We start from the raw sequence: 14,764 nt of genomic DNA on the forward strand, positions 1-14,764 counted from the left end.
GGTGCCGACTAACCGAGTCGAACGGTTGACCTACTGATTACAAGTCAGTTGCTCTACCAGCTGAGCTAAGTCGGCACTGCTTTAGTACGGGGCGAGATATTAGAGTAAGGTTTATTATGATGCAACTATAAAATTAAAAAAAATGTAATTTTTTAGCTTAAATGCTCACAATTCATGCAAAAGTGCTTAATTTTGCTGTTTTTCGTCGTTTTTACTTAGCTCATGCCAATAATTTAATCCTTTCATAACCAATAAAGAATCAAAAATACTGCCACTTATTTGTTGCTGTAACAGCAAACCGTAACCACCGGCGCACAAAATTTGTGGTTTTTGTTCGCCTGTTACGTGTTTAAGTTGGTATTTGGCCTGTTCAATAGCGCCTAATGTTGCCACCAGCGCGCCATTTTTTAATCCGTTGGGTGTGTTTTTACCTAGCTCGTTTAAAAAGGGGGTATTGGCATCATCAAACACGCGCTGAGTATTTTGTGTTAATGAGCGAGTCATTAAATCAAGGCCGGGTAATATCCAGCCCCCTAAGTGCTCGCCTTCGCCGCTCAGTACATCAATAGTGGTTGCAGTGCCAGCATCAACAATAATACTCGCTCTATTTGGGTAAAGTGTAAAACCTGCCACCAGCGCAAGCCAGCGATCAATACCTAAATTGCTAACCTGTTCATATGCGCAGCTTAAGCCACTGAGATTTTTACTAACATGCGCCTCAAAACACGGAATGCTTTTTTTGGCGGCTAATGTGAGCGCGCCATTTAATAATTCACTGTTACCTACACAAGCATACACAACCTCAGTTATTGCTTGCCACGGCACGTCGCTCATAGAAACGGGCGTTGCTTGTTGCTCGCGCCATAAGGCCGCTTTTAATGACGTATTACCTACATCTATTAGCAGTTTCATAATTCGGCCTTTCTTAACGAGATTTCGCCGCCATAGTAACTTTTAACTTCGCCGTCTTGGCGAATACGTATTCCACCGTGCTGATCAATACCTTCACAAATACCCCGCCAGCTTCTGTGCCCCGTATTTAGCTCTACGCATTCTCCTGCAAAGGCGTTTAGGGCGTTCCACTGTGCGTACATACTGTTTAGCCCGTCTTGCTGGTAATCTGCCAAACGCAGCTCTAAATAAAAGGTAAGCGAAGCAACTAACTGGTTTTTATCAAGCGCGGTGGTGTGTTGGCTTAAATCAGTCCATGCTTGGTCAATGTGTTCGCTGGTGTTTTGCGGCATGTGTAGATTTATGCCAATACCAATGACTAGCTGACAAGGGCCTTGCGGTTGCCCATCTAGCTCAACTAATACTCCGGCAAGTTTTTGCTTATTTATGTATATGTCGTTTGGCCATTTAAGTTCAATGTCTATATCGTAAAGTGCTTTTATAGCATCGTATACCGCAAGCCCTACTGCAATTGATACGCCCATAGCAGCTTGCAGGCCATCATCTAAGCGCCAAAAATAACTGTAATATAAATTGGCGCCAAATGGAGATTGCCATACCCGCCCTCGCCTTCCGCGCCCGGCTTGCTGCATTTCGGCAACCACAACAGTGCCAGACTCAAGCGCGACTTTATTTTGAATACGGCGCATTAGCTCGCTGTTGGTTGAATCTATAATAGGGTGTACTTCTACTTGGGCTGTATTAGCACCTAATGCATGGTAATGTTTGGTTATATCGGCTTGGTTTAGCAAACCCACCGCATTGTTTAAACTGTAACCTTTACCCGTCACTTTAAATATATCGAGCCCCATGTCTTGCAGTGTTTGAATATGCTTACTCACTGCAGCGCGGCTTATACCTAGTTGCTCGCCAAGGGCTTGGCCCGATACAAAGCCACCTTGGTTAAGTGCATTTAATATAGCTAGTTTATTTCCATCTGGTGCTTTCATTACGCGTGCTCCGTAGTAATATGGCATTCACTATTTGTGTTTATAAGCCTTACTTCGTGCTCTAGCATTATGTCGTAACGTGCAAACACCGTATTTTGTATATGCGTGATCATAGTGATTAAATCGCTTCCTTTACTATCACCATGATTAACTAATACCAGCGCCTGCTGCTGATGCACCTCAATCCCTGCTACTGTAAAGCCCTTCAAGCCCGCTTGGTCAATTAGCCAACCTGCCGCCACTTTGTGATGGCTTTCCCCATAGGGGTAATGCGGTAAATCACCAAACCGCACGAGCAGCGCTTCTACACGCGCATTGCTAATAATCGGATTTTTAAAAAAACTACCCGCATTGGCTAAAGTGTATGGGTTTGGCAGCTTAGCGTTACGAATTTCAATAACCTGCTCAAATACCATTTTAGGGGTGGGATTTTGCAATACTTTGAGTGGGCCATAACTTAAAACTGGCTGCCACTTTTTAGGGAGCGCTAAATTAACTTGTGTGATCACCGCTTTGTTTTTCAAAGCATGTTTAAAAATAGAGTCACGATAAGCAAACTCACACTGTGCGTTAGTTAAAGTCACTTTGGTTTTTGTGGCTATATCAATGTATTCAACCGACTCTACAAATTGAGCGAGCTCAACACCATAAGCACCAATGTTTTGTACCGGCGACGCCCCAACGGTGCCCGGAATAAGGGCTAGGTTTTCAAGCCCTGCAATATTTTTATCAAGTAAATAGCTTACTAGGTTATGCCAGTTCTCACCCGCAGCTGCACTCACTAATACGTCATTTTCACGCTCGGTAATAGTAATGCCCTTAGTGGCCATTTTAATTACGGTGCCTGCGTAGTTTTCTAAAAATATTGTGTTGCTACCTTCCCCTAATAAACAAAACGGAGCACTAAAACGGTGTGCTTTAAGTTGCTCAACCGAGGTTATTTCAACAAAATGCTGGCATTGATTGTTTAGTGCAAAGGTATGTAAAGGTTTTAATGAGTGCGCCACAAAGGTCTCTGAGTGTACTGGTAACTAATCGCAGTAGTTTACCTTATTGTCGCAAAGAATGTAAAAATCACTCAACCCGCTGTATCAATCATGATATAAAACCTGCACTTATTATTAGTGTTCAGGGTATTTTATGAAAATTAAACCTCTTTTTTTAAGCCTCGCTATGGCCGGTATGTGCTCGCAAGCAATGGCAAACGCGATTGATCAAAACTCATACGCCAACCTAGATGATGTGGTAACAACACACTTAAACCTTGATTTAGATGTCGATTTTGCCGACAAGCAATTAGAAGGTTTTGTTGAGCACACGCTAAAGTGGAACAATGACACAAGCAAAAAGCTGGTACTTGATACCCGCGACTTAGACATTGATAAAGTAATGTACCAAGATACCTCGGGCGATTGGCACAAAGCTAAATTTACACTTGCAGATCGCGATGATGTTAAAGGCTCAAAACTAACAATTACTTTAAAAAGCCAAGCGCCAAAAGTACGTATTTACTACAACAGTCGCCCAGAAGCATCTGGCCTGCAATGGTTAACACCAGAGCAAACAGCCAGCAAAACGCACCCGTTTATGTACAGCCAATCGCAGGCTATTCACGCTCGTAGCTGGTTGCCAGTACAAGATACCCCTGCCATGCGCGTTACTTACTCTGCCCGTATTCATACACCAAAAGATATACGTGCCGTAATGAGCGCTGATAACAAAGACGCACTATACAAAGATGGCGACTACCACTTTGAGATGCCACAAGCTATTTCGCCGTACTTAATTGCGATTGGTGCAGGTAATTTAGAATTTAAAGCCATGTCAAAACAAACTGGTATATTTGCCGAGCCTGAAATTTTAGACGCTTCGGTTGCCGAGTTTAACGACACCCAAGCCATGATCGACAAAACCAACGAAATGTATGGTGAGTATGCATGGGGCCGTTACGATTTATTAATGTTACCGCCTAGCTTTCCGTTTGGTGGCATGGAAAACCCGCGTCTTTCGTTTATTACCCCTACCGTAGTTGCTGGCGATAAAAGCTTAGTAAACCTTATTGCCCATGAGCTTGCACACTCTTGGTCTGGTAACTTAGTTACCAACGCTACGTGGGAAGATTTATGGTTAAACGAAGGTTTTACCTCTTACGTTGAAAACCGCATTATGGAAGAAGTGTTTGGCCGCGACCGCGCCGTAATGGAGCAAGCTTTAGATGCAGCAGGCTTACGCGCGCAACTTAAAACCATTGATGCACCCGATACGCGCCTTAATTTAAAACTTAATGGCCGCGATCCAGATGATGCATTTAGCTCAGTGCCATACACTAAAGGTCAGCTATTTTTAATCTACCTAGAAGAAAAATACGGCCGTGATAAGTTTGATGACTTTGTTAAGACCTACTTTAATGAGTTTGCATTTAAATCGCTGACTACTGCGCAATTTGTTACTTATTTAAAAGCTAACTTAATTGAAAAATATCCAGGCGTTGTAAGCATGGATAAAGTGAATGAGTGGATTTTTGAGCCAGGTTTACCAAGCGATGCACCTAACCCAACATCGGATGCGTTTGATAAAGTAGATACAGCAAGCGCAGCATGGTTAAAAGGTGAAACAAGCGCAGCACAATTACCTACGGCTCAATGGACAGTGCACGAGTGGTTACACTTTTTAAATAACCTACCACGTGATTTAAGCTTAGATAAGATGAGCGAGCTTGATAAGCAATTTAACTTAACGCAATCAACCAATGCAGAGCGCGCGTTTGCATGGTTTATGTTAGCCGTAGGTAATGGTTACCAACCTATTTACCCAGCGCTTGATAAGCACTTATCAGGTATAGGCCGCCGTAAATTAATTGTGCCGTTATACAAAGCACTTATTAAAAATGATAAGCGTGAGTGGGCACATGATGTATACATCAAAGCACGCCCAGGCTACCACCCGCTCGCACAAGGCACCATTGACGCTTTATTTGATAAATAAGCAACCTGTGCTACCCCTAAAGGTGTTCACACCTTTAGGGTAAAACAACAAAACCATTAAAAAAGGCCGATTTATCGGCCTTTTTTAATACTGTAATTTTCTCAAGCTAAAAACTATAACTAAGTTCAGCGCAGTTAGCACTTAAAATCAGTAGCTTGAGATAAGTTTATTATTCAGCGCCTTGGTTCGTTACCTTTTCTAAAAAGGCCTTTCGCTCAGCAATCGTGGCTTGCTGCCACCAAAATTCTAGCATTTGCGGTGCACTTGGCATGCCTTTGCCATTAATAGGCGCAATAGGCTTTATAGGTTGGCTTGGACGCGTTGGACCCGCTGGCACCGTATTTTGTAAAGCAGGCTTTTGACTTGCAAGCTGTGTATTTGAAATAACACTAAGCGGCTGTGCCACAGACGCGCCCTTTGCTTTTAAACTTACCTGTGGTGCCTCAGCAAATATTTTCGCTGATACCGCGTTATCGGCACGATTAAACACCATGTCGTAGTCTTTGTTATCGTCAATAGTAATATCGACCCAAAACGGTTCAGACTCTATTACCTCATGGTCGTCAAAGCCTAGCTCGTATAAATCGGTGTATTTTAATTTTAATCGATAAGACCCTGGGGCAAGTTCAATGTCGTCAACGCGGCTAAATAAAGAGCTTTCAATGACTCTTTCGCCGACTTGTAAAGGCACTAACTCTTCAGGAAAGTGAATATTTCCGGCACTTACTGACATACTTATCAATAGTCCCGCAGCTGCAGTTATTAACATTGGTTTACGCATAAAAACTCCTTTATTTGTTTTGAGTTTGACACTGCAAACAAAATTTGTCATTAGTGACTTTAAATTCAACCCTTACACTGAAACGATTATGAGCACAGAAACAATATTTACAAAAATTATTAACCGCGAAATTCCTGCCGACATTATTTACGAAGACGACACCACCCTTGCATTTAAAGATATAAACCCGCAAGCCCCTTTTCATGTATTAATTATTCCAAAAAAAGCAATTGCCACTATCAATGATATTAACAGCGAAAACTCACATTTAGTTGGAAATTTATACGAGGTTGCTGCTAAATTAGCCAAGCAATTTAACTTTAGTGACGATGGCTACAGAGTAGTAATGAACTGCAATAAACACGGCGGGCAAACCGTGTATCACATACATTTACATATACTTGCAGGCAAAGAAATGGGCTGGCCTCCGTATCAAGAAGCTAAAAAATTAAAAATTTAATAATAAAAATTCAATGGAATTATTAGTATTTAGCTAGTTACAAATGTTATGGTTTATCATGTATATAAAGTGAAAAACAATTACTTATTTGCAACATTTTATGTTTAAATAATCGTAAAATCGTACTTGTTCACAAGGCGAAACCCGACTTTCTAATACAAAAGGTGTGGAAGTCGTGATAAACTTAACTAGTCAGCTTTATAAAAAGAGTATAAAAACATGAGCAGTTCAGCCTTTTTGTTATTAGATCAAGAGCCAATTAACACCATTGGCATTAACGTTTTAGAACCTTTGTTAAAAACGCAAGGCCTTGACGTAACCACGGGTACAAATATTTTAGATGTACCAGAAGGGACTCGATTACTGTTCATTGAAACATCAAGTAACGATGCATGGGGTAAACTAAAAGAACAGCTAGTTAACCTGCGCACCAAGTGCGATATCGTATTATTTAACCTAGACGAAAACCCAGAGCTCGCTAACCGCGCGCTGTTGAGCGGTATTCGTGGCGTGTTTTATACGACAGATAACGCTGATGTATTAATGAAAGGTATTCGCTTACTTTTAGAAGATCAGCTTTGGTACAGACGTGACATTATGTGTAATGCATTAAACCGCATGCTGCAGTTTAATAAAGACGCACTACACAAGCTGACCGAAGGCGATATAGAGCCAATTAAACTCACTAAACGAGAAAAAGCAATAATCTCGTTAATGAGTAAGGGTTCTAAAAACAAAGAAATTGCTGAAGATTTAAGCATCAGCCCGCACACAGTTAAAACACATTTATACAGCGCATTTAGAAAAACTAAATGTCGTAACCGTATTGAGCTACTATCTTGGGCTCAACAAAACATTCCAGACGAAATTCGTTAATCAATTTCGTAATTTAAAAACAGGCACTTATGGTGCCTGTTTTTGTTTATGCTGCATGCTTGTTAAATTAATCGCTTTTTATTACTCTATTTAAAGTACCCATTGCTGGAACCTCTATGCTCGACTCATTTACCCTCTTTTTTGCCAGCATTGCCGTTATTATTGTAATGACCCTTCTTAACTTTTTAACATGGCGTACCAACAAAAGTACCCCAGGTACTCTGCTTTATATTTTTTACCCGGTTTTATTACTAGGCGCAGTAATTGGCTTTACGCTTATTGGCAAAACGCACAACCTTATTGTGATTAGTATTGCCAGCAGTATGATGTTTGGCGCATCAATTGTGCACAGCTTGGCTATATGCCAATTTTTAGATTATAGGGGTATTGGCTTTAAGCTACTGTGCTCCTTTACCGCGTTTAGCGCCGTAATGTTGGGGTATTATTCTTTTATTGACCCTTCTTTACGCGAGCGTATTTACGTCTCGGATGTACAGCACATTGCAGAAGCCACTTTTTTGCTGTTTTTATTTATTAAATATGCCCGAAAAACCTACCCAAATGGCACCATTGTTTACATTTTAATATTAACTTTAGTTGGCCTGAGCTTTATTAGCCGCTCACTATTTATGGTTAATATTGAACAACCCCTGCTATTGCAAAGCCCATGGTTTAGCAGCTTACTGTTTTTAAATGGCGTTATTGCACCTATGTTTTATGCCGCCGGTATGGCGCTTTTGTGTAATGAACGCAGAGAAAAAAACCTTAACAAGCTGGCCGACAAAGCCCAAAAAGATCTAGAGATTAGAGGCCTGTTTTTATCAACGATTAGCCATGAAATTCGCACCCCCCTTAATGGCATATTAGGCAGCGCCCAATTGGTTATGAACCAAAGCACCGACACCCGCAATAAAGCCTATTGTGAGGCCATCATTAATTCAGCCGAGTCATTAAATTTACTGGTTGATAAAGTGCTTGACTACGCAAGCCTAGATCAAAGTGATGAAGCACTTTACGAAGAAGACATTGAATTTAAAACCTGGTTAAACAATTTATGTTTATTACTCAGCCCATTAGCGGAGCAAAAGCAGCTTAAGTTTGAACTGGTATGTAATATCCCTGAACAAGCCTGTTACTACTGCGATCAGCAAAAATTAAGGCAAATTATTATTAACCTTGTTGGTAACGCCATTAAGTTTACCGACCACGGTATAGTAAAAATTCAGGTTGATTTAATAAGCGACAGGCAACTTGAGCACACCATAAAAATTAGCGTTAAAGACTCAGGCCCTGGTATCGAAAAAGACGAAATAGCCTACTTAACCGAACCCTACGTACAAAGTAGCGCCGGCAAAGAAAAAGGCGGCACCGGCCTTGGGCTTGCCATCACCAGCCGCTTACTAGAAAAGCTAGGCAGCCGCTTAGAAATAACCAGTCAACTAGGCACTGGTAGCGTATTTAGCTTTACTACCACCTTTACGCTAGGGGAGCTTAGTTTGGTAGAGCAGCGACATCAAAACAAAGACTACTTAACCGGCCTTGAAGTACTGCTAGTAGAAGATTTAGATTTAAATCAAAAAATTGCCATTGAATTTATGGCCGAAGATGAGCATAAAATAAAGCTCGCCAAAGATGGAAAAAGTGCTATTGAACTGCTGCAAACGCATCACTTTGACGTTATTTTACTGGATATGAACCTGCCAGACTTTACCGGCCAAGAAGTATTAAAACGACTGCAGCGTTTGGAGCATAAAAACCAGCGCACGCCCGTACTGGCTTTTACAGCAAGCTTAAGCCCTGACGAGGTAAAAGAATACTTAGCTCTGGGAATAAAAGACATAGTAGGCAAACCAATTAAGCAGCAAAAGCTTCGCCAAGCACTGAGTGATTCACAATCCAATCAAACTGCAAATATAGCTGTAGAGCTAGTAGACACCTTATACGACGAAACCGCAGCAGAAACGCTAACTAGCTCATTTAGTGAGGATGAAGTGTCGTCGATTTACAATGAATTTGTACTCTCAGCACGGACTAAACTAACCCGATGCCAAGAACTTATTAACCAGCAACCAGAGCAGTGCATTAAATTATTGCACCGCCAAGCAAGCACCGCGCTGCAATTAGGCTTTAACCGTTACGGTATTGAGCTTAAAAAAATAGAGCGCCGCCTGCTTGATAACAAACCCCATAACAACCTGCTAGATGAGGCGTTAGAGCTATGGCAGCGCAGCCTAGAACAATACTTAAAGTATGTGCGCGGGCAGTTGAGTTAATGGGCTTTTCAATTGCAGATTAAGCTGTTTACTCTCTTCCATACTTATCATCAAAACGCTCTATGTCACTTTCATCTAGTACGGCGCCAGTTTGTACTTCAATGACAATTAGCGGCTCTTTTTGATTGTTCGCTAAGCTGTGTATTTGTTTTGCTGCAATGTAGCAAGATTGGTCATGGCTAAGTGTTAATGCTTGCTTATCAATACGTACATCGGCAATCCCCGATACCACCACCCAATGTTCTGCACGATGCTGATGGCGCTGCGTTGAAAGTTTAGCACCGCTATTAACGGTTATTTTTTTAACTTTAAAACCACCACCTTCAACCAAAGTGCGGTAATTACCCCATGGCCGATACACAACCTGATGGTGATTGAGTTTATCGCTTTGGCTAACCGCTAATTGCTTGAGCAATAAAGGCAGACCATCGAGCTTGTTTTTATTGGCAACGAGGGTGGCATCGTGGGTATGAATAATAGCTAAGTCGCTAACTCCAAGGGTAGCAACGCTGTGATCGTTTTCGCTTATAACAAAATTATTAGTACTATTTTGCGCGGTATGGCTGTCGTTTTCATTATTGCCATGTGCATCTTTTTTAATAAGGCTAGCCAAGGCACTAAAGCTGCCTACATCACTCCAATTAAGAGCAACAGGCAGCACTGCTACATTATTACTGCGCTCTAAAATAGCGTAATCGATAGAGTCACTTGGGCAGTTTTTAAGTGGCTCACTTACCGGCCTTGTAAACCCTAAATCGTCAGAGAAATTAGCCGCCGCGCTTACACTGTGTGCAATTTTTGGGGCAAAGCGTTCTAGCTCATTTAAATAGGCTTGTGGTGTAAATAAAAACATGCCGCTATTCCAGCTATAACCGCCTTGAGTTAAATAATGCTCAGCGTTAGCCAAGCTTGGCTTCTCTTTAAATTCAGCCACTTTATAGCAATTTGAGCCTGCTATTTTACTACCTTGCTTAATGTAGCCAAACCCAGTGTGGGGCTGTGTTGGTGTAATTGAAAACGTGACCAACATACCTTGCTGGGCTAATTCAATTGCATCGTTTAGTTTAAGTGTGAGCTCAGTAAAGTTGGATATATGATGATCGGCAGGCATCACCAGTATTGGCCCAGTTATGCCTTGCTGTAAAGCGTAGTGTGCTGCCAGCGCAATAGCCGGCGCGGTATTTTTACCCTGGGGCTCTAACAAAAGTGCATGAGGAGGGGCCTGTGCACTTTGCTCAGCAGCAATAAAACGGTGCTGTTCGTTACAAACAAGTATTGGCTTTGCAAACCCCTTGCCCGACACACGCGCTAACGTGCTTTGTAATAGTGAGTGTTTGTTATCAAGCAGAGGTAAAAATTGCTTAGGCATAGCTTGGCGAGAAAGCGGCCATAACCGTGTGCCAATGCCGCCCGCTAAAATTACCGGTGTAATAAGGGTTGTATTCATAAAGCCGCCAATAAACATATCAGCGGCTATTTTAGCACTTTATTGGCTAGGCGCTAATGCTTAGCGATTTATACCAAGGTAAACGCGTCGGCATCTAAATAAGCAGGAAACGAAGCTTTAAAATCATCGAGCGGTGCTTTTTCAAGTGTTACGGTAAGCAACTCTTGTATATTGTCTTTTGCTTTGGCGATTGTATCGCCTTTAAAGTCGTACACGGCCGTGCCGCCATTGTGCGCAACACCATTGCCATCGTCGCCAACACGGTTAACGGCTACTACATAACATAGGTTTTCCATAGCACGCGCCATTAATAGCGTATCCCAAATATGGCGACGAACCGCAGGCCAGTTTGCAACGTTTATCATTACATCGTAATCATTATTGTTGCGCTGAAAAACCGGAAAGCGCAAGTCGTAACATACTTGCGGCAGTAACTTAAAACCGTTAATTTCAAACGTTTTACGCGCTTGTCCTGCGACAACGTAATCGCCCTCACTGCCTAAGCGAAATAAATGACGTTTATCGTAATAATTTACCTCGCCACTTGGGGTCACCCAATAAAAGCGATTCGCTTTTTTATCGCCTTGAGCAACCAAAACCGAACCTGCAATAACGGCTTTATGTTTATGTGCTTGGGTTTTTAGCCAGCTCAACACTTTGCCATTTTCGGGTTCTGCGCAATCAAGATTAATAGCAAAGCCTGTGGCGAAGGTTTCGGGTAGTAAAATTAAATCAGGTTGAGCGATCATCGCTGCTAATTTTTTATCAAACATGGCTAAATTGGCGTCTTTATCAAGCCAATGCAGCGCACTTTGAACGAGTGTAAGCGTTAAAGTTGACATAATATTTGCGCGGCCTCTATTAAGGTTTCATCGTTTTTAGCAAAACACAGTCGAATCACTTTATCATTTGAAGGTTGCTTATAAAACACACTTAAAGGAATAGCAGCAACCCCAGCTTGCTCTACTAACCAGTGGCAAAAATCCACATCATTAAGATCAGACACCTCACTGTAATCGAGCAATAAAAAGTACGTACCTTGGCTTGGTAAAATATTAAAACGGCTGTCACTTAAGTGCTGCGCCAGTAAGTCGCGCTTTTGCTGATAAAAATTACTCAGCTCATCGACATGCTCGCCTTGTTGTTCAAGCATGTCGGCCAATGCGTGTTGTGCAGGTGTAAAGCTTGAAAAAGTAACATACTGGTGTATTTTTCTAAATTCAATAGCAAGTGGTGCAGGCGCAATACAGTACCCCATTTTCCAGCCGGTACTGTGAAACGTTTTGCCAAAGCTTGATATAACAAAGCTTTTTTCACGCAGCTGCTCATCACAAAGCATGCTTAAGTGCTTATCGCCATCAAAGGTAATGTGTTCGTAAACTTCATCACTTATTACATATAAATCGTGGTCGCTTACTAACGATTTGAGCGCGTTTATATCATGGCTTTTAAGTATTTTTCCGCTTGGATTGTGTGGCGTATTAATAATTATAGCGCGCGTGTTTTTGCTCACTGCACTGCGAACCGTTTGCCAATCAATAGCGTAATCGGGGGCATGCAATGCAATATGAACTGTTTTACCGCCAGCAAGCTCAATGGCAGGCTGGTAAGAGTCATAAGCGGGGTCAAACACAATGACTTCATCATCGGGGCGTACTATAGTTTGAATAGCCACAAATAATGCTTCGGTGGCGCCCGACGTTACCGTAACTTGCTCAGCTGCATCAATATTAGCCGCGTATTTACGCGAAACTAAATTTGCTATTTGTTGCTGTAAACGGGGCACACCACTGGATGGCGAGTATTGATTAACCCCTTGCTGAACATAAAAATTTAGCTGGTTTTTCAGTAGTTCTGGCGCATCAAACTCAGGAAAACCCTGCGATAAATTTATTGCCGAATGCTGACTTGCCAAGCCACTCATTTGGCTAAATATACTAACACTTAAATTTGGTAATTTACTTTCAAACACGACAGGCCCTTAATGATGGTTTTGCGCTTAAAGCGATGCTATCATTGCTTAAAACAGAAGTATAGCCGTCTAAAATTAAATAGCTTTATATCAATTTGCTTAATTAACTGAGTTATTTTGAGGTAGCAAAAACGCAGCTCGCGTATGGTTTAGCGCCTCAAACGCATTAAGTATTATTACGCATTGGTATTACACTCATTGGTGAGGAATGTATGCACAACAATACCGCTATTTCGCAACTTATTGAAGCCGGAAAATGGATCAGTCAAAAAGGCTGGGTTCCCGCCACCGGCGGAAATTTTTCGGCGCGCACCGCAACAGGGTATGTGGTTACCGCTAGCGGCTTTGATAAAGGTCAACTCGGTACACACACATTCATTGAGCTTGATCATCAAGGTAATCGCACTAAAGGTGCTGGCAACCCATCGGCCGAAACGCAACTGCACCTTGGCATGTATAAGCTTATTCCGCACGCAAACGTGGTACTGCATACTCACTCAGTAGCAGCCACCGTACTATCGCGTGTAATTAAAAGCCATGCATTAAATTTAAGCGGTTACGAAATGCAAAAGTCACTCAGTGGGGTAACCTCGCATTTAGATACGCTCAGCATTCCCATTTTTGAAAACGACCAAGACATAGACCGCTTAAGCTTGCTGCTTAGTGATCACCACTTACATTCACCCATTGAACATGCAGTGTTAATTCGTGGGCATGGCGTTTATGTAGTAGGGCGTAATTACAAGCAAGCACTTCGCCATTTAGAAGGGTTAGAGTTTTTATTTAGTTGCGAGCTGGAACGGTTAAAAATAGAAGGTATTGGGGCACAGCTATAATGATAAAAGCAATTTTAACTGATATTGAAGGCACCATAACACGTATCTCATTTGTAAAAGAGGTGCTGTTTCCGTATGCAGCTAAACAACTAGCAACGTTTATGCGCTTAAACGAAAATAAAACCCATATCGCTGAGCAAATAGCGGCTGTTAAAGCCATTATTAATCAGCCAGATGCCGATATAGAAAATGTCATTAGCGTGTTACTAAAGTGGATTGAAGAAGATAAAAAAATTACCCCTTTAAAGCAAATACAAGGGCTAATTTGGCAAACGGGCTACGAGCACGGTGATTTTAAAGGCCACCTATACGCAGATGCGTTTGAGTTTTTACAAGCTCAGCATGCTCAAGGCACCGCACTCTATGCGTATTCATCAGGCTCGGTAAGGGCGCAGCAGTTACTCTTTAAATACAGCGACTATGGCGATATATGCCCTCTGTTTAACGACTTTTTTGATACCAAAGTCGGCGCAAAGCAAGAGCAAGCAACCTATAACACTATAGTTAACCAGCTCCCCTTTAGTGCTAACGAAATCTTATTTTTAAGTGATGTGGCAGGTGAGCTTGATGCTGCCAAAGCAGCAGGGCTTAAAACCTTGCACTTAATACGTGATGGCCAAGCACATAGCGCGCACCCATACGTACATGACTTTAGCACAGTTAAATTGGAGCAATTTGCATGAGCCAATTAACAATTTATGCTAACAACAATCCGAGTAATGCGCTGGTAAACACCTGCGATTTAAGCGAAATTACTCAGCAATTAGCAAAGGTAAATGTACGTTTTGAACAATGGCAAGCAACCGCACCCATTAATGAGCACACCACAAATGAGCAAATTATTGCAGCGTATAAAAATGATATAGCGCGCTTAAAAGCGCAAAATGGCTACCAAACGGTGGATGTTATTTCACTTGCAAAAGGTAATCCTGCAGCGGCACAAATGCGAGAAAAGTTTTTATTTGAGCACACTCATAGTGAAGACGAAGTTCGTTTTTTTGTAAAAGGCCAAGGGTTATTTTGCCTACATATTGATGCCAAAATTTACCAAGTATTATGCCAGCAAGGTGACTTAATTTCGGTCCCAACCCTTACACCACATTGGTTTGATATGGGGAGCGACCCAGAGTTTACCGCCATTCGATTATTTAATAATACCGAGGGCTGGGTTGCAAAAAGCACCGAATCTGAAATTGCGAAGCAGTTTCCGTTGCTCGCATAGCAAACGTAATA

General features: G+C 41.9%; 14 protein-coding genes and 1 tRNA gene. 7 read left to right on the forward strand and 8 right to left on the reverse strand.

The features are described 5' to 3' along the window. Positions 1-2: 2 nt before the first annotated feature. The 4 genes from MTN96_RS23145 to murB form a co-directional block, all read right to left on the reverse strand. Positions 3-75: transfer RNA gene (locus MTN96_RS23145), tRNA-Thr, on the reverse strand. 111 nt (positions 76-186) lie between these two features. Continuing rightward, entirely contained in the window at positions 187-912 is a 726-nt protein-coding gene (locus tag MTN96_RS23150) for a type III pantothenate kinase (protein WP_248532839.1), read from the reverse strand. Continuing rightward, positions 909-1,901: a bifunctional biotin--[acetyl-CoA-carboxylase] ligase/biotin operon repressor BirA gene (gene birA, locus MTN96_RS23155; protein WP_248532840.1), complete on the reverse strand. Its 993-nt coding sequence runs from the start codon at positions 1,899-1,901 to the stop codon at positions 909-911. Before birA ends, MTN96_RS23150 begins: the two co-directional genes overlap by 4 nt. After that, complete coding sequence (gene murB / locus MTN96_RS23160; protein WP_248532841.1) at positions 1,901-2,908, reverse strand: UDP-N-acetylmuramate dehydrogenase; 1,008 nt, start codon at positions 2,906-2,908, stop codon at positions 1,901-1,903. The genes birA and murB overlap by 1 nt, the downstream gene beginning before the upstream one ends. A 133-nt stretch (positions 2,909-3,041) precedes the next feature. On the opposite strand from murB, the gene MTN96_RS23165 reads away from it, so the two are divergent. Beyond that, positions 3,042-4,886 (forward strand): M1 family metallopeptidase, encoded by a 1,845-nt coding sequence (locus tag MTN96_RS23165; protein WP_004587495.1) that lies wholly within the window; start codon positions 3,042-3,044, stop codon positions 4,884-4,886. Between the two features lie 169 nt (positions 4,887-5,055). Here the strand turns inward: MTN96_RS23165 and MTN96_RS23170 are convergent, their stop codons facing one another. Beyond that, positions 5,056-5,667, reverse strand: a complete 612-nt coding sequence (locus MTN96_RS23170; RefSeq protein WP_004587494.1) for a DUF2057 domain-containing protein — start codon at positions 5,665-5,667, stop codon at positions 5,056-5,058. A gap of 88 nt (positions 5,668-5,755) precedes the next feature. Between MTN96_RS23170 and MTN96_RS23175 the strand changes: the two genes are divergently transcribed. The 3 genes from MTN96_RS23175 (at position 5,756) to MTN96_RS23185 (ending at position 9,276) form a co-directional block, all read left to right on the forward strand. Continuing rightward, positions 5,756-6,127, forward strand: coding sequence for a histidine triad nucleotide-binding protein (locus MTN96_RS23175; protein ID WP_248532842.1), 372 nt, complete (start codon positions 5,756-5,758; stop codon positions 6,125-6,127). A gap of 219 nt (positions 6,128-6,346) precedes the next feature. Further along, positions 6,347-7,003: a response regulator transcription factor gene (locus MTN96_RS23180; protein ID WP_004587492.1), complete on the forward strand. Its 657-nt coding sequence runs from the start codon at positions 6,347-6,349 to the stop codon at positions 7,001-7,003. A 116-nt stretch (positions 7,004-7,119) separates the two neighbouring features. Further along, positions 7,120-9,276 carry an ATP-binding protein gene (locus MTN96_RS23185; RefSeq protein WP_004587491.1) on the forward strand — a complete coding sequence of 719 codons (2,157 nt, stop codon included), beginning with the start codon at positions 7,120-7,122 and terminating at the stop codon, positions 9,274-9,276. 28 nt (positions 9,277-9,304) lie between these two features. On the opposite strand, the gene MTN96_RS23190 is transcribed toward MTN96_RS23185, so the two are convergent. From MTN96_RS23190 to MTN96_RS23200, 3 genes are all read right to left on the reverse strand, one after another. Beyond that, positions 9,305-10,723, reverse strand: coding sequence for a mannose-1-phosphate guanylyltransferase/mannose-6-phosphate isomerase (locus MTN96_RS23190; protein ID WP_248532843.1), 1,419 nt, complete (start codon positions 10,721-10,723; stop codon positions 9,305-9,307). Between the two features lie 68 nt (positions 10,724-10,791). Next, the gene (locus MTN96_RS23195) at positions 10,792-11,565 is read right to left on the reverse strand and encodes an amidohydrolase (protein WP_248532844.1); all 774 of its coding nucleotides are present in this window, start codon (positions 11,563-11,565) and stop codon (positions 10,792-10,794) included. Further along, positions 11,553-12,695, reverse strand: a complete 1,143-nt coding sequence (locus MTN96_RS23200; RefSeq protein WP_248532845.1) for a methionine aminotransferase — start codon at positions 12,693-12,695, stop codon at positions 11,553-11,555. The genes MTN96_RS23195 and MTN96_RS23200 overlap by 13 nt, the downstream gene beginning before the upstream one ends. A gap of 212 nt (positions 12,696-12,907) precedes the next feature. On the opposite strand from MTN96_RS23200, the gene MTN96_RS23205 reads away from it, so the two are divergent. The 3 genes from MTN96_RS23205 to MTN96_RS23215 are packed head-to-tail and all read left to right on the forward strand — an operon-like array spanning position 12,908 to position 14,753. After that, positions 12,908-13,531, forward strand: coding sequence for a methylthioribulose 1-phosphate dehydratase (locus tag MTN96_RS23205; protein WP_248532846.1), 624 nt, complete (start codon positions 12,908-12,910; stop codon positions 13,529-13,531). Next, complete coding sequence (gene mtnC / locus MTN96_RS23210) at positions 13,531-14,214, forward strand: acireductone synthase (RefSeq protein ID WP_248532847.1); 684 nt, start codon at positions 13,531-13,533, stop codon at positions 14,212-14,214. Before MTN96_RS23205 ends, mtnC begins: the two co-directional genes overlap by 1 nt. Further along, complete coding sequence (locus MTN96_RS23215; RefSeq protein ID WP_029772882.1) at positions 14,211-14,753, forward strand: acireductone dioxygenase; 543 nt, start codon at positions 14,211-14,213, stop codon at positions 14,751-14,753. Before mtnC ends, MTN96_RS23215 begins: the two co-directional genes overlap by 4 nt. Positions 14,754-14,764 lie beyond the last annotated feature (11 nt).

This window comes from Pseudoalteromonas sp. 2CM28B (assembly GCF_023161935.1).

Bases quoted from the DNA above. Each gene is read 5' to 3' on its own strand.
- MTN96_RS23190 (WP_248532843.1), bottom strand. From the start codon at position 10,723: ATGAATACAACCCTTATTACACCGGTAATTTTAGCGGGCGGCATTGGC.
- MTN96_RS23170 (WP_004587494.1), bottom strand. From the start codon at position 5,667: ATGCGTAAACCAATGTTAATAACTGCAGCTGCGGGACTATTGATAAGT.
- MTN96_RS23150 (WP_248532839.1), bottom strand. From the start codon at position 912: ATGAAACTGCTAATAGATGTAGGTAATACGTCATTAAAAGCGGCCTTA.
- MTN96_RS23195 (WP_248532844.1), bottom strand. From the start codon at position 11,565: ATGTCAACTTTAACGCTTACACTCGTTCAAAGTGCGCTGCATTGGCTT.
- MTN96_RS23215 (WP_029772882.1), top strand. From the start codon at position 14,211: ATGAGCCAATTAACAATTTATGCTAACAACAATCCGAGTAATGCGCTG.
- mtnC (WP_248532847.1), top strand. From the start codon at position 13,531: ATGATAAAAGCAATTTTAACTGATATTGAAGGCACCATAACACGTATC.
- birA (WP_248532840.1), bottom strand. From the start codon at position 1,901: ATGAAAGCACCAGATGGAAATAAACTAGCTATATTAAATGCACTTAAC.
- MTN96_RS23185 (WP_004587491.1), top strand. From the start codon at position 7,120: ATGCTCGACTCATTTACCCTCTTTTTTGCCAGCATTGCCGTTATTATT.
- MTN96_RS23180 (WP_004587492.1), top strand. From the start codon at position 6,347: ATGAGCAGTTCAGCCTTTTTGTTATTAGATCAAGAGCCAATTAACACC.
- MTN96_RS23175 (WP_248532842.1), top strand. From the start codon at position 5,756: ATGAGCACAGAAACAATATTTACAAAAATTATTAACCGCGAAATTCCT.
- MTN96_RS23205 (WP_248532846.1), top strand. From the start codon at position 12,908: ATGCACAACAATACCGCTATTTCGCAACTTATTGAAGCCGGAAAATGG.
- MTN96_RS23165 (WP_004587495.1), top strand. From the start codon at position 3,042: ATGAAAATTAAACCTCTTTTTTTAAGCCTCGCTATGGCCGGTATGTGC.